13 protein-coding genes and 1 tRNA gene are annotated in these 12,954 nt (G+C 49.4%); 6 read left to right on the top strand and 8 right to left on the bottom strand.

The genetic code is table 11. The annotated features are described in order from the left end of the window. Positions 1-39 precede the first annotated feature (39 nt). From BLV87_RS00375 to BLV87_RS00365, 3 genes are read right to left on the bottom strand one after another with little or no spacing between them, the layout of a single operon-like run. Positions 40-813, bottom strand: a complete 774-nt coding sequence (locus tag BLV87_RS00375) for a hypothetical protein (protein ID WP_139282093.1) — start codon at positions 811-813, stop codon at positions 40-42. Then, positions 794-1,402, bottom strand: a complete 609-nt coding sequence (gspM, locus tag BLV87_RS00370; RefSeq protein WP_093064242.1) for a type II secretion system protein GspM — start codon at positions 1,400-1,402, stop codon at positions 794-796. The genes BLV87_RS00375 and gspM overlap by 20 nt, the downstream gene beginning before the upstream one ends. After that, complete coding sequence (locus tag BLV87_RS00365; RefSeq protein WP_175517790.1) at positions 1,392-2,384, bottom strand: PilN domain-containing protein; 993 nt, start codon at positions 2,382-2,384, stop codon at positions 1,392-1,394. Before BLV87_RS00365 ends, gspM begins: the two co-directional genes overlap by 11 nt. Before the next feature lie 247 nt (positions 2,385-2,631). Between BLV87_RS00365 and BLV87_RS00360 the strand changes: the two genes are divergently transcribed. The 5 genes from BLV87_RS00360 to BLV87_RS18960 all read left to right on the top strand — a co-directional run bounded on the left by BLV87_RS00360 (position 2,632) and on the right by BLV87_RS18960 (position 6,816). Further along, positions 2,632-2,719, top strand: a tRNA-Ser gene (locus BLV87_RS00360). A 164-nt stretch (positions 2,720-2,883) separates the two neighbouring features. After that, on the top strand, positions 2,884-3,729 hold the full coding sequence (locus BLV87_RS00355) for an ethylbenzene dehydrogenase-related protein (RefSeq protein ID WP_093064238.1): 846 nt from the start codon (positions 2,884-2,886) through the stop codon (positions 3,727-3,729). Positions 3,730-3,782: 53 nt separating this feature from the next. Further along, a complete protein-coding gene (locus tag BLV87_RS00350; protein ID WP_245706855.1) occupies positions 3,783-6,092 on the top strand; it encodes a response regulator in 2,310 nt (769 codons plus the stop codon). After that, the gene (locus BLV87_RS00345; protein WP_093064234.1) at positions 6,073-6,396 is read left to right on the top strand and encodes an Hpt domain-containing protein; all 324 of its coding nucleotides are present in this window, start codon (positions 6,073-6,075) and stop codon (positions 6,394-6,396) included. The genes BLV87_RS00350 and BLV87_RS00345 overlap by 20 nt, the downstream gene beginning before the upstream one ends. Positions 6,397-6,624: 228 nt before the next feature. Next, complete coding sequence (locus BLV87_RS18960) at positions 6,625-6,816, top strand: hypothetical protein (RefSeq protein ID WP_139282092.1); 192 nt, start codon at positions 6,625-6,627, stop codon at positions 6,814-6,816. On the opposite strand, the gene BLV87_RS00340 is transcribed toward BLV87_RS18960, so the two are convergent. The 5 genes from BLV87_RS00340 to BLV87_RS00320 all read right to left on the bottom strand — a co-directional run bounded on the left by BLV87_RS00340 (position 6,813) and on the right by BLV87_RS00320 (position 12,102). Beyond that, positions 6,813-7,847 carry an ATP-binding protein gene (locus BLV87_RS00340; protein WP_093064232.1) on the bottom strand — a complete coding sequence of 345 codons (1,035 nt, stop codon included), beginning with the start codon at positions 7,845-7,847 and terminating at the stop codon, positions 6,813-6,815. The genes BLV87_RS18960 and BLV87_RS00340 overlap by 4 nt on opposite strands. Beyond that, positions 7,844-8,533, bottom strand: coding sequence for a response regulator transcription factor (locus tag BLV87_RS00335; protein ID WP_093064230.1), 690 nt, complete (start codon positions 8,531-8,533; stop codon positions 7,844-7,846). Before BLV87_RS00335 ends, BLV87_RS00340 begins: the two co-directional genes overlap by 4 nt. 13 nt (positions 8,534-8,546) lie before the next feature. Next, positions 8,547-9,737: a hydrogenase small subunit gene (locus BLV87_RS00330; protein ID WP_093064228.1), complete on the bottom strand. Its 1,191-nt coding sequence runs from the start codon at positions 9,735-9,737 to the stop codon at positions 8,547-8,549. Positions 9,738-9,815: 78 nt separating this feature from the next. Further along, positions 9,816-10,472 carry a hypothetical protein gene (locus BLV87_RS00325; RefSeq protein WP_093064226.1) on the bottom strand — a complete coding sequence of 219 codons (657 nt, stop codon included), beginning with the start codon at positions 10,470-10,472 and terminating at the stop codon, positions 9,816-9,818. Between the two features lie 82 nt (positions 10,473-10,554). Further along, the gene (locus tag BLV87_RS00320; protein ID WP_093064224.1) at positions 10,555-12,102 is read right to left on the bottom strand and encodes a hypothetical protein; all 1,548 of its coding nucleotides are present in this window, start codon (positions 12,100-12,102) and stop codon (positions 10,555-10,557) included. A 333-nt stretch (positions 12,103-12,435) separates the two neighbouring features. Here BLV87_RS00320 and BLV87_RS00315 point away from each other — a divergent pair, with 333 nt between their 5' ends. Continuing rightward, positions 12,436-12,948: a DUF302 domain-containing protein gene (locus tag BLV87_RS00315; protein WP_093064222.1), complete on the top strand. Its 513-nt coding sequence runs from the start codon at positions 12,436-12,438 to the stop codon at positions 12,946-12,948. Positions 12,949-12,954: the final 6 nt, after the last annotated feature.

Genomic DNA, 12,954 nt, shown 5'->3' with positions numbered 1-12,954 from the left:
AAATTTAATAAAAAGTACAGTTTATCGGATAATCTACTCTTATTGATTTGGCTTCGGTGCTTGATCCGGGCTTTCACCAGTTAGCCCCCCCCAACGCGCCGCCATTAAACGCTGACGGGCATCCAAAGCATCTTGAACGGATAAAGCTGGCGGCTGCTTTTCCGTGTCAGCGGGGAATGGTAATCCCGCACCTGCTGGAACAATTGCTGCATTAGACGTCGGCAATGCTTGCGGCTGCGGTGGGGCAGCTATAGGCTGTTGTTGTGCTACCTGTTGTTGCACCCGTGCTTGAGTTACCTGCGGGTTTTCTTTTGGCGCAGAGAAGTCTCCCACCAATGGAATAGTCTGTTGCTGATCACCAATGGCCAATATTAAACGATCAGGGTCAATCCCCTTCACAGTCCAAGTGCCCCACGTATCGCCGCTACGCAAATGCACACTGCCACCTGCGGCATTTTCCATGATGGCAAACAGGCTACTACCCATATCCACAATCCCAATCAAACGTCCCTCTGGTAACGCCGTATCAACAGGTGTAGCGGCGACGACCGGTATTTCAGCTTGCTTTGGTGTTAATGCCTTGCGACTTTCCCAAAACAATGGCGCACTCACCATCTGTGAATAACGGTTTAAATCCGGCGCATCCAGCGCACTGGCATCAGGAATCTTCACAGTGACTGCATTGGCTTGTTGTGCCTGCTCCTCATCTAACAGTTTCAAGTTAACTAGGCTCCAGCCTGTCACCCCCAGCAACGCTGCGCCACTCAACCAAAGCAATGACTGTATCGGTGGCTTAATCAAGCGTTTCATCATGCCGCACCTCCCCACCGCGCCAATAGGTTGAAATCTGAACTTCGGCTTTTACCATCTGATTTTTTTCTTCTTCTTTTCCCAGCGGCTTTACATCAAGGCTTTCCACAAACATAAGCGGACGCGCACGGTAAGCCTGATGCAACACTTCACGTAATAAAGCAGGTTCGCTCTGAAAGACAGCCTTCACCATAACACGCTGGTAAACCGCGCTCTCCTGCTCCGCCTCTGTTTGCGGAACATCCAATACCTCAGAACTTAGCAACACGCCATTATCACGCGTAATCACGGTGGCAAGGTTTTTCTGTAATTCTTTTGCCACTTGCGCGGCGGTCATACCGGCAGGGTAAAACAACTTATCCAAGCCATTTTGCTGCACCCGTTCATATTCCGCCATAAATTCAGGTGTAGCCGCTGCCATTTGCCGGAAACGCGCAAGCTGCTGGTAGCCAGTGTCAATACGCTCACTCAATTCCAGTGATTTTTGTACTGTGGGGATAACCACCAAAAACAACCCAGCCACCACCAACAACACTAGCAAACTCCACGCCAACAATACCTGATGCTGCCGCCACAACCCATTATTCAGCATAAGGAACCTCCAATGTTGCTTCGATATGGAAGCGGTCGCGTCCATTATCTTTATTGCGGGTAACCGGTGACTTGAAACGTACATCAGCAAACTCAGCAGCATCCTCCAGCGTATCAATGAGGCTCAGCGCCATCCCTGATTCACCGCGAATTTCCAATTTACCGCCCTGAAATTCCAAGCGCTCCAACCATGTATGCTCCGGCAACAGGGCAGAGAGTGTTTCCACCACATCCAAAGCCATTGGGGAGGTTTTACGTTTTGACTCAATAAATGTCAGCGCATCTTCAGCCTCAACCAGCTTGTCACGAATAGCAAGCTGCTCAGCCGAGGAACTACGCACCTCTGATAGTGCAGTTTCAATTTGATCCACCCGACGATACTTATAACCCAAAGGAATTATTAACGAGAGCATCAGAGATCCCAGAAAGAAATACAGTGGAATGCGCGACCAGCCCTGTGCTTGCCGTGCTTCTTGGCGAGCAGCCAAATTAATATCGGGGTGCGCTCCCTCAACAGAAACCACCTGTATAGGGCTAACACCTATCGCATCCAAGAGACGATTGAAGCGCTCCACCACATGCTTAGGAACCACGAAAATATCAGACAGAATTTCTTTGCGGCCTTTATCATGCTGCGCTACACGTGCATCAAATAAAGCACTATCCGCCGTAAACGGTGTAAGGCGATCCAGTTGATAACCCAATACCTGAACCAAGTTTTCCTTAACCGCTTCGGGAAAGTGATGTTGTAATACTAAGACTTGAGTCTTCCCCAAACGCAACTCAACCTCGTAAGGTTTACCATGAGCATGAGGGGGCATCAAATCAGCCAATTGAGTATTACCGTCTTGCAAGGCAAACTGACCACGCATCTGTGGCTTGCCGTCTTGCGACCACAAGGCATCGACGCTACGCCCATCGTGCGTATGCAAAATCAAACGCGGCAACTCTGTGCGGAAAAATTTACGAGTCGTGTTAGGCAAGCCGTTGTATAAACCCTCACCCCACCAGCGTATGAATGTTTGAAACTTTGGAATAAATGACATGGCTTTTTATATATTGTTGTAAACCCCAAGACTCATCCTAACGTATCGCCCGATGAGTGTCGAATCTTAGCCGACCAACTGCACATCCCTCGACCAAGGCATCGAAAGTCTGGTTTCACAGTTTACAAGCCCCCTGTCCTGCGTTACGATTGCGCCCTTGATTTTGCGGATAGCAAAACTCTGCGGAAAAGTGTCCGAGTGGTCGAAGGAGCACGCCTGGAAAGTGTGTATACGGCAACGTATCAAGGGTTCGAATCCCTTCTTTTCCGCCAATTTGTCAAAAGCCCCGCCAGTATTTTACTGTGTGGGGCTTTTTTGTTTCTACGCTAAAAAATCCTGTTTCAATAAATTAGTTTTATTGATACCATCTTGGAACATATAAAAGACAATTTCCGCGCAATGACAATTATAGCCAAAATAAACGGGGATACAGCGCATGAAACATCCATTACTGATGGTCTCAGCTTTCATTCTATGCGGCTCGCTGGGCTTAGCTCATGCTGAAACACAAACAATCAAGGTTGGCACACTCAAAGCAGCCCCACAACTGGATGGCTCAGCCGATGATTGGCAAGATATTGCTGAAAATACGATCAAACTCACCTACATTGGCAAACCGGAGCTCACCAAAACGGTAGCGATGAAAGCCGGTGTCTACGGAGATGAAGTATTTTTCTACACAACTTGGGAAGACAGTACAGAAGACATTTTGCACAAACCCAGCATCTGGGACGATACCAAACAAAAGTACGTCGAAGGCTCGCAACGTGAAGACCGTTTCGCGCTTGAATTTGCCATGAAAGGTGATTACGACGCCAACTGGTTCTCCGGCAAAGAATTCACCGCTGACATGTGGAACTGGAAAGCAGCACGCACCAACCCTATCGGCATTACCCATGACAAAATCACCATCATCAGTAAACAACCCATGATGGAGTCCTACAAAGCCACCTTACCGGATGGTTCAAACCTATACATCAATCGCCCCACCGATTTGGGCGGTGAACCTTATGAAACCAAACGCTATTTCAAAAAACAGCAAGACTTAATGCCCAAATACGCCCCGTTGGAAAAACTCCCCGAAGGTGTTGACGACATCAAAGCCAAAGGCGTGTGGAAAAATGGGCGCTGGCATTTAGAGCAACGCCGTAAGTTGAATACCAGTCACGAAGATGATGTACGCTTTAACTTAGGTACGCCGGTCAAAGGCGCAATCGCCGTGTTTGATCATGATGGCAGCGAACGCCACTTTACCTCTGACACATTGACATTTGCGTTTTAACACTGTGGTTAAATATCTTACTCATTATGCACGTTTTTACTAACTTAAAGCTCATGCAAATAATCGACAGTGCATTTTTAGTTGCATTGTTGAGCATTATCGCCATGTTGCTATGGCTAAATCTCACCAAAGTATCCACCGACGTGCAACACAACATGCAGGTGTCGAATACGTCGTTGCAGCAATCTCATGCCGCCTTCGTGCAGCAATTAGCCCTAGAGAACGCCATCGACCAGCAACGTACAACCTTTGACACATTAAACGACGAATTCTTCAAGTTTGCATTTGACCCCAACAGCACACCTGACAATCTGCCACTGCTGCATACTCTCAGCCAAACCTTGCAGCAGCAAGGACAAGCACTCTTAGCCATTTGGCCGATTGCAGACCGACCAGACCTGAAAAACGACTACGAAGAAGCCATGGGTATCATGTCTAACCTCAGCGTGGAGTTGGAAGGCTTGCCCCCCGCACACTGGCGGCAACTGGCGATTGATGCACGCGATACTGCTAATCAAGCCAAGCTATTGATGGCAGAAATCGAAAAAATCGACAACGAATTAGGCAAGCAAATAGGCGATACCATTTTGCAGTCTATTCAAAACACCGATGCCAGCGCCGCACAGATGGCAGAGCAGCTCGCGCATTTAAAACAGCGGGCGCTATGGGGAACATTGATCATTATCACCCTACTCATCATGAGTCGCCTGTATTTTTCCACCCGCTTCCAGCACATGACCCAAATGGCACGCAACGCCCAACAAGTTGCTGAAGAAGCCCTCAAAACCAAAGCACGCTTCCTCGCCACCATGAGTCACGAAATTCGTACCCCCATGAATGGGGTGATCGGCATGACACGTTTGCTGATGAATACCCCGATGAGCAAAAAGCAAACCGAATTCGTCGACAGTATCCACTTAAGTGGTGAACACCTGCTAACAGTCATCAACGATGTACTGGATTTCTCCAAAATCGAAGCAGGTAAACTTGACCTCAAGCGCGAACCGTTTGAGTTACGCGCCTGTATTGAAGAAATTCTCAACCTCCTGAATGCCAAAGCCTTAGAAAAACACCTAGAACTGGCTTATGCCGTTGGCCCATCCATACCACTTTTCATTGAAGGTGATATGGTGCGTTTGCGGCAAATTCTAACCAACCTCATTGGTAATGCCATTAAGTTTACCGATAGGGGCGAAATCACTATTTTCGTTATCCCACGCTGCCAAAAAGGCGAGGATTACGAACTCGAATTCCAAATCAACGATACCGGTCCAGGTATTCCAACAGAACGACTGGAAAGCATTTTCGAGCAATTCAGCCGTGCCGACGACAATCTCGCTCGCCGCCATGAAGGCACAGGCTTGGGGCTAACCATTTCACGCCACTTAGTTGAAATGATGGGGGGAACTATTTGGGCAGAAAGTGCTGTGGGTGTCGGCAGTCGCTTTCATTTCACCATCAAAACGCGCAAAGCTGTGGGAAAACTCAAACCGTTTCTGCACAGCAATATCCCCGAAATTGTTGGCAAACGCATTTTGCTCGTGGAAAACAATCCCGCCAGCAGCCAAGCCATGCAAGACTTTTGCATAGGCTGGGGCGCTGTGGTTGACACCGCCAGCACCAGTAGCGATGCGATTAGCCGCATTGCCGTCGGTAAACCTTATGACATCGCCTTAGTAGACAGTAATCTCCCCGGTGACTCCCCACTGGAACTAGCAAAATACATCCGCCAACGCTTCAGCAAACAAGAGCTTCCTCTGATCCTAATTGCCCCCCCCAATGACAGACATTCCAAAGAAACCGTGCGAGAACTCTACAATCTCTACCTAACTAAACCTATTACCCGCAGTCGATTATTCGATAGTCTTATGACTGTGTTGGGTGAACTCAACTTAATCAGTTCCAGACCTGAACAATCCACACTCAAACTGGGGGAACGCCTGCCGTTATCGATTTTGCTGGCTGAAGATAACCCTATCAATCAAATTGTCGCCTCTTCAATACTCGATGAAATGTCCTACAAAACTGATGTTGCCGAAAGTGGCCTGCAAGTCCTGCAAGCCCTGCACAAAAAAGCCTATGACGTCATTTTCATGGATATGCAAATGCCTGATATGGATGGTTTAGAAGCGACGCGACGCATCCGTGCTGACTTTCCACCTAATCAACAGCCAATTATCATTGCCATGACTGCCAACGCGATGGAAGGGGATAGACAGGAGTGCTTGAACGCTGGCATGAATGACTACATTAGCAAACCCGTACTGCCCGAAGCAGTGGAAATGGCTTTACAACGTTGGTGCATAACAAACAGCCAACCCCAGCCTCGTAAGGAACCAGACTATGTCACTACTAGTGCGTGAAACACTTCAGCAACTCCCCGCAGTTATTCTACCGCGACTGATCCAGATGTTCGGCAACACAACTCCCCTTATGCTGACCGACATCCGGCAGCACGCCCATAGTGGAAATCTCCTTGCTATGAGCCAAGCAGCCCACAAACTCAAGGGTTCTTGCATAAGTCTAGGCGCGGAACACATGGCTGACATCTGCAAAACCTTGCAACACAAAGGTGAAATCGGCGATACCAGTAACATCAACACACTGATTGCCGAACTCGAAGCCATTTATCCACAAACCCTACAGGCATTAGAACAAGCCACCTAAGCTTGCGACAACTAAATTATGCGTAATCGAGTAATGACACCTATCATTGCGCGATTTACACAACCGGAAAAGTAACGACGTTGTGATTGCTGTGCCATAGAGACACAAGATTTTGTGTCTCTACCTGCTCAAATAAAATTTGCCATAAATCCGCACATAACTATAAAATAACATGATCAAAACAAGAATAATCAGGTGAGTTAGTTTATGTTATCGAGAGGAATATCCGTGCAGCCTCCTACAATGGTCAGACAATCTCAATCTATCGTAGAAACCGCCGAAAAAGACGGCTGCCCTCACTGCGGCAGTTTGGTATGGGAGCAAATTCACCGCACCAAGTTACAAAAAGTCATCAAGCCATTCAAAGGGCGTTGCTATTGTCGAGCTTGCCAGAATGAGTTCTGGAAAGAGGTCGATTAAAGAGTCACCGTGACATTCAAGCCACCCAAGTGCTCAGAACGCCCGAAGATAAGCGTGCCACCGTACAATTTGGTAATGTCTTTGCAAATCGACAGCCCCAACCCGTGACCTCCGACGCTTTCATCCAGCCTTACTCCACGTGTGGTCATTTGCTGTAATTCTAGCTCAGTACGCCCCTTGCCATCATCTTCCACACTGATTTGCACCTTGCCCGCGACACTGCTGATCTGACAACGCACCTGTTCTTTTGCCCATTTGCAAGCGTTATCTAGCAAGTTTCCCAATAACTCCAGCATGTCTTCGCGGTCGCCGAAACGGGTGATAGTGGGGGCAATCTCCAGCGTAATGCAGCGCGGGGATTTGTGGTGCACCTGTGCCAAAACGTCAACCAGAACGGGTAATTCCACTCGTGGATCAAAGCGTTGTGTGGTATTACCCAAACCTGCCATGCGGGCGCGTTTGAGTTCGCGCTCAGTCAATTGACGGATGCGTTCGGCTTGTAATTGCGCCTGCTGATGGCTGGTTGCCGATATTTCAGCATCAAGGTGTTGGGTGAGTAAATTGAGCGGGGTTTTTAGCGCGTGCGCCAGATTACCCAGCGCATTGCGAGAACGCTCCAAACGCTCCTGCATCAAGCTCAACAGATGATTGAATTCTTTGATAATCGGGTAAATTTCCGCCGGCACTGATTCGTTTAACTTATTGATATTGCCCGCATCAAGCTGTTGCAGTTCAGCACGAATGTGATCCAAACGCCGAAATGTCCGGCGGATAACAATACCCTGAATCACTAAAATCAGTGTAATTCCCGCAGCAGCCAATAACGGAAATAACCACTTGAAACGCTGCGGGCGGTGTTGAGTCGAGCTACCCTCTGCATCTGGTGCAGACAGCACATACCCCGACGAATGCACACCTTGCATTCCTTCAAAAAACCACGGCAACGCAAGCCCCACGCCCCAAATCAGCGCCATAACCAACACCAAAATAATCGCAAGATTAACCTGCAACTGACGTTCCAATGACTTCATAACGGCGGCTCCGGCTTGTCGGAATCGATGAAAATATACCCCTGCCCACGCCGCGTTTGAATGCGCCAGTCCCCCAACTTGCGGCGCAAATGGCGCACATACACCTCGATCACATTGCTATCACGGTCAAAATCTTGCTCGTAAACGTGTTCGGTTAAACGTGACTTGGTAAGAATCCGACCCGGGTGCAACATAAAATAGCGCAACAAACGAAACTCTGTTCCTGTCAACTCGAAAACTTCACCGGCTGGCGTGGTGACTTGCTGGTGTTCCTCATCCAATTGCAAGCCGCAGCAATGCAGCTTTTGGTCGGGAACTGCTGCTTGCAAATTACGGCGAATCAACGCCTGCACCCGCACCAACAATTCCTCAAAATGAAACGGCTTGCCGAGGTAATCGTCTGCCCCGGCTTTGAAACCGTCCACCCGTTCGTGCCAGGCATCACGAGCAGTGAGGATAATCACCGGCACACGATTGCCGCGCTGCCGCCAATGTTGCAAGACCTCCAGCCCGCTGCGTTGCGGCAAACCGAGGTCAAGAATCACCGCATCGTAAGGCGTTTCATCGCCCATGAATTCACCATCCACGCCATTATTGGCAATGTCCACCGCGAAGCCTTCACGCTTCAAGCGTGTGTGTAAACTGCTGCTGAGTTCGGTGTCGTCTTCGACCATGAGTAAACGCATCCGTCATCCTTATTTATTGCTGCGCCGTGAAATATTTCCCTAACAAGTCAAGCTGCTCGTCAGATAACTCAAAACGCCGGTGGGCGCGGATACTACCGGAGCGTAACAACGCGGGAATATCTTCTGCTGGTGTTTTGAAGCTGGCAGGGTCAGCCGCATGGCAACTGACACAATGTTCTGTGTACAGTTTTTGTCCTGTTTCTATAGCAATATCCGGCGTTTTTCCAATAGGCGCAACCGGCTGCACTGCCTTATCCAGACTTTGGTAAAAGCTGCCCTTATCCCAAAAATCCGGCTCAGAACAACCAATACAAGGATAACCTGCCTCAATGGGCGAACTCGTCCCTTCATTCCACTGATGCAACGAACAGGCATTGTGGGCAACAGGGCCTTTGCAACCCAGCTTGTACAAACACCAACCCTTGCGGTGACCTTCATCCCCAAAGCGTTTGGCAAATTTTTCCTCGGCGTAATAGCGGTAACGGGAACAGCGGTCATGCACACTATTGCCGTAAATACTCAAGGGGCGCTTGAGTGCATCCAAATCAGGCAGGCGTTCAAACGCAAGGAGATACGCGAATAGGCTGCTAATCGCCATGGGCAGCGGCGGGCAACCGGGTAAATTCACTAAGGGTTTCGTGGCAATCAACCCAGCTTGCATTAACGCTGCCACACTGTTAGCGCCAGTTGGGTTAGGCTGTGCGGCTGCCAACCCACCAAACGCCGCACAACTGCCCACCGCGATCACGATAGCCGCATTGGCGACGCCTTCACGCAGCATATCCAGATTGGTGCGACCTGCAATGGTTGAATAAACACCATCGGCTGCCGTGGGTATTGAGCCGTCGACAATGAGCCAATACTTGCCCGCATGGTGCTGAATTGTCTCCTGCCGTGCTGCTTCTGCCGCTTCACCCGACGCTGCTTGTAAGGTGTGGTGGTAATCGAGAGAAATCAGGTCAAATATTAGCTCTTCAATACTGGGCGTATACGAGCGGGTCAGCGATTCAGTACAGCCGGTGCATTCCTGGAAAGACAACCAAATCACCGCCGGGCGTGCTGCTTGGCGTAGCTTTTCCGCGAGTGCAGGAATCCCACTAACAGGCAGCGCCAAAATGGATGCCACTAATGCGCAATACTTCAGGAAGGCACGGCGACTTACGCCGTACTCCGTCAATCGGGTTACTAACGCTGGACTGTGCATCGTACCTCCCTCCTTAACATGTTCTCAACAGACCTTGCATCACATCAGCAGTTTCTCAAAGCGGAAAGGTTTGTTACGTTAAGTGTTTTTCTGAATACCTTTGGGAACGGGTTTCAACCGTGCAGCAATATACGTCTCGATAGCACTACGGTCGGTCGTACACGCTTCACTGGCAATGACAGCTTCAGCCTGTGGACTAAAATCCACCTTGATATTGCCTTCAAAAAATTTGCCACTGACACCCATCGCGTGGGCTTTCAAAAGCTGGTAAGCGCACGCATCGGTAGCCACTTTTTCAACCAAAACATTATGCCCAGAAACCGACACGCGGGTTTCGTAACGGTGTTCGGTTTTCATGTAGGCATCAGCTAAAAACAGTTTATCCCACTCACGGGGATTACCGCCATTCGCCATTGCCGTTCCCATAAACGCGATATGCTTTTGAAGGTTCTCAGCTTGTTCTGCCGTTTGCGTCGCAATCAGCCATGATAAGGAATAGCTGGTATCTTCAAAACGAGCGCTCGGATTTTCCGCCGTACCCGTATTGGTGTAAGCCGCATGATTACTGGCGAGGTAGTCAATGTAAGACTCCGTGGGTGCGCCGCCACCACCGTTACCGCCAGTGGCATTGCTCGTGCTGTTGCCATTGCCGCCACCACCGCCGCAGCCGACGAGTGCCAATAAGGAACACAACGTAACCACACACCCTACTGCCATACTTTTGTTCATTTTCATGCCGAACAATCCCATCCTCTGTTATCTGTATTACGAAAAGCACGGGACTGTAACGGTCCAACCTGAAATGAAGCTGAAAAATCTATCCTCCAAATTGGAGGAAAAACGGCACAAACAAGGCTTTTACTTGCTTGGTTCGCGCCACAATCGCAGCGGAATCATTCGCAGTCAAGGCGGCGGCTAAGGCTTCCAGATTGTTGGTTTGTGCCGTCAGGGAAGTATTCAACGCTGCCTGTTTTTCGGCACTGAACGCGTAGAGCGTTGGGTCAAGCTGTTGCACGGCTGTGACCATTTTTGGCATTTCAGCCTGCAAGACTGGCAAGGTTTGCGCAATAATCGCGGTGATTTCAGCGGTCAATTGGCTGCCATCCGCCACATTCTTCACCGCTGTCAATGCAGGCTCAAAACCGTGATGGTAACGGGTAATCGGATCCATCACCCACGCATAATTTTCCAAGGTACGCAGTGCCAGCAATTGCATCCGAATATCTTCCAGCGGTTCGTGCGCGGGCGTGATGTCAGTGGGGAAATCACCTGCTGCCAACGCTGCTTCCAACGCGGTTTTTGAGGTGGCAATGTTGGTGTTGATGGCGCTGAAATACGCCGTCCAATTCAGCGGGGTTTGCAAGGTCACGGGATAACGGCTGGGCGTGGTGGCTGAACCCAGCACATTCCAACGGGTTTCCAAGGCGGTTAACGCGGTTTGGGCGGCTTGCACATTTTCAAAGGTGGCGGCAGTGTTATTGCTGGCAAACAAAGCGGGGATGTAGGCTTGATCAAACGCGACCCATTGCGGCGCAGAAGGGCTGAGAAAATCGCCATACGCGAGAAACAATTTCACAAACAACGGCTTCACTTTGTTCGCGGCGGCTAGGATAGCGGCATTATCATTGAGCAAGAGCGCGTCTTGAAGCGCCGTATTATTTTGCTTGGAAGCGCTTATAGCGGCTTGTATCCCTTGGTTTTTTGCGGGGGAAAAACCGAACAGCTCACTGTCAATCTTACGGGCTGCCAAGGTGTTAAAGGCGTTGCTGTAGTTGGTAAGTTGCACGGTCAAATCGGCTTTGTGTTGCTGTGTCAGCAAGGCGGGCGTGGTTGCCCCCGTGAAAGCGGCGACCACATCGCCCATGCTCCGATGCGCCAAGGTCAGGGTGTCCATTACATCGTCAACACCATTATCACGGCGCATTTGCAGCATAACAGTACGAATGTCTTCGAGATGTTCGTGGGCAGCACTCAAATCGGCGGGGTACGCGCTGACTTGATCCAACGTATTTTTAGCTGCCAGCAGATGGGTATCCACCGCCGGTTTGGCAGTGGTTGCGGGTGGAAACGTGGCGGTACTGTTAACCACGAAGGCTTGCCAGCGACTATCCAAACGGCTCAGGGCGGCTTTGCCTGCGGCGGCAATCGGCTGGGGGGCGGCCGTGTTATTGGTGTAAAACAAGGCAGGCACGTAAGCACGGCTGACTTGCGCCATTTCCGCTGTCAAGGCGGGGGTCATGCTTGTCGTGGCGGTGCTGCTCAGTGTGGTGGTATCAGTGGCGAGGTTGGCGGGGCTGTCTGAATTGTTGCAAGCAAACAGGCTCAAGGTCGCCAATAAGGTCGGGAAAACAATACGGTATTGCATAGCGGTCACTCCATCCTAGTAAACCTAGTAAACATTATCTTTATTAAAAAATGCAAACCATCTAAGTGTAGCCACAATAGACAATGATAACACGATATTTTCACCTAAAAATACGGCATTAAGACATTTGTCCGATGATTCTTATTCCATAGCACAACGCCATGAAAAATCCAAACCAATCAAAGCCACGCCAATGAAATTAAGAATATTATAATTTAATAACTAATTAATTTAAATTAAAAATCAAACTTATTATTGCTATTTTTTAAAACTCAATCTAACATCTTAATATATTAAATTTACAAATGAAGACCGTTTAGGAGATCCCACGTTATGCTAAAAAAAGTTATCACCCTGTTTGCCCCCATCGCCCTCGCCAGCATGGTTGCTTTTTCATCCGTTCAGGCATCCCCGACCCCTGATGCTTCAGGGATGTTCCTAGAAGACACGTCTCCTGCTAAAGGGCAGGCTGCTTTTGTCAATGCCATCAAGCTATTCAAGGAAGAAGTGACTGCGGCGGGCTGGTCATTACTCGGCACGGATAACGTCGCGGGTATTCTCTCCGAACGCGGTTTTACGGTTCAGCCCGTCATGGTGTTTTCCGTTTGTAGCGGCAAATACAGCTCTAAACTGCTGGCAAAAGACGAAACCCGTTTTGTCGCATCCATGATCCCTTGCCGGGTCGCCATTTACATGAAATCCGATGGCTCGGTGGTCATTTCACGCATGAATTCCGTCGGTATGGCACAAATGATCGGTGGCGAAGCGGGCAGTGTCATTCAGCAATCCGGCTCCGACATGGAAGGTATTATTGCCAAAACCATGAGCCGTTTAAGTGCCAACTAACAGGGG

The sequence above is a fragment of the Thiothrix caldifontis genome, from assembly GCF_900107695.1.
Classification (GTDB): Bacteria; Pseudomonadota; Gammaproteobacteria; order Thiotrichales; family Thiotrichaceae; genus Thiothrix; species Thiothrix caldifontis.
Note: the sequence above shows the minus strand (reverse complement) of the source record. Positions and strands in the feature narration are given on the sequence as shown.

What these genes read in the sequence shown, in the direction of transcription:
- BLV87_RS00375 (WP_139282093.1), bottom strand. Translation starts at nt 813, where the DNA reads ATGATGAAACGCTTGATTAAGCCACCGATACAGTCATTGCTTTGGTTG.
- BLV87_RS00330 (WP_093064228.1), bottom strand. Translation starts at nt 9,737, where the DNA reads ATGCACAGTCCAGCGTTAGTAACCCGATTGACGGAGTACGGCGTAAGT.
- BLV87_RS00350 (WP_245706855.1), top strand. Translation starts at nt 3,783, where the DNA reads ATGCAAATAATCGACAGTGCATTTTTAGTTGCATTGTTGAGCATTATC.
- BLV87_RS00355 (WP_093064238.1), top strand. Translation starts at nt 2,884, where the DNA reads ATGAAACATCCATTACTGATGGTCTCAGCTTTCATTCTATGCGGCTCG.
- BLV87_RS00325 (WP_093064226.1), bottom strand. Translation starts at nt 10,472, where the DNA reads ATGAAAATGAACAAAAGTATGGCAGTAGGGTGTGTGGTTACGTTGTGT.
- BLV87_RS00335 (WP_093064230.1), bottom strand. Translation starts at nt 8,533, where the DNA reads ATGCGTTTACTCATGGTCGAAGACGACACCGAACTCAGCAGCAGTTTA.
- gspM (WP_093064242.1), bottom strand. Translation starts at nt 1,402, where the DNA reads ATGCTGAATAATGGGTTGTGGCGGCAGCATCAGGTATTGTTGGCGTGG.
- BLV87_RS00320 (WP_093064224.1), bottom strand. Translation starts at nt 12,102, where the DNA reads ATGCAATACCGTATTGTTTTCCCGACCTTATTGGCGACCTTGAGCCTG.
- BLV87_RS00340 (WP_093064232.1), bottom strand. Translation starts at nt 7,847, where the DNA reads ATGAAGTCATTGGAACGTCAGTTGCAGGTTAATCTTGCGATTATTTTG.
- BLV87_RS00345 (WP_093064234.1), top strand. Translation starts at nt 6,073, where the DNA reads ATGTCACTACTAGTGCGTGAAACACTTCAGCAACTCCCCGCAGTTATT.
- BLV87_RS00315 (WP_093064222.1), top strand. Translation starts at nt 12,436, where the DNA reads ATGCTAAAAAAAGTTATCACCCTGTTTGCCCCCATCGCCCTCGCCAGC.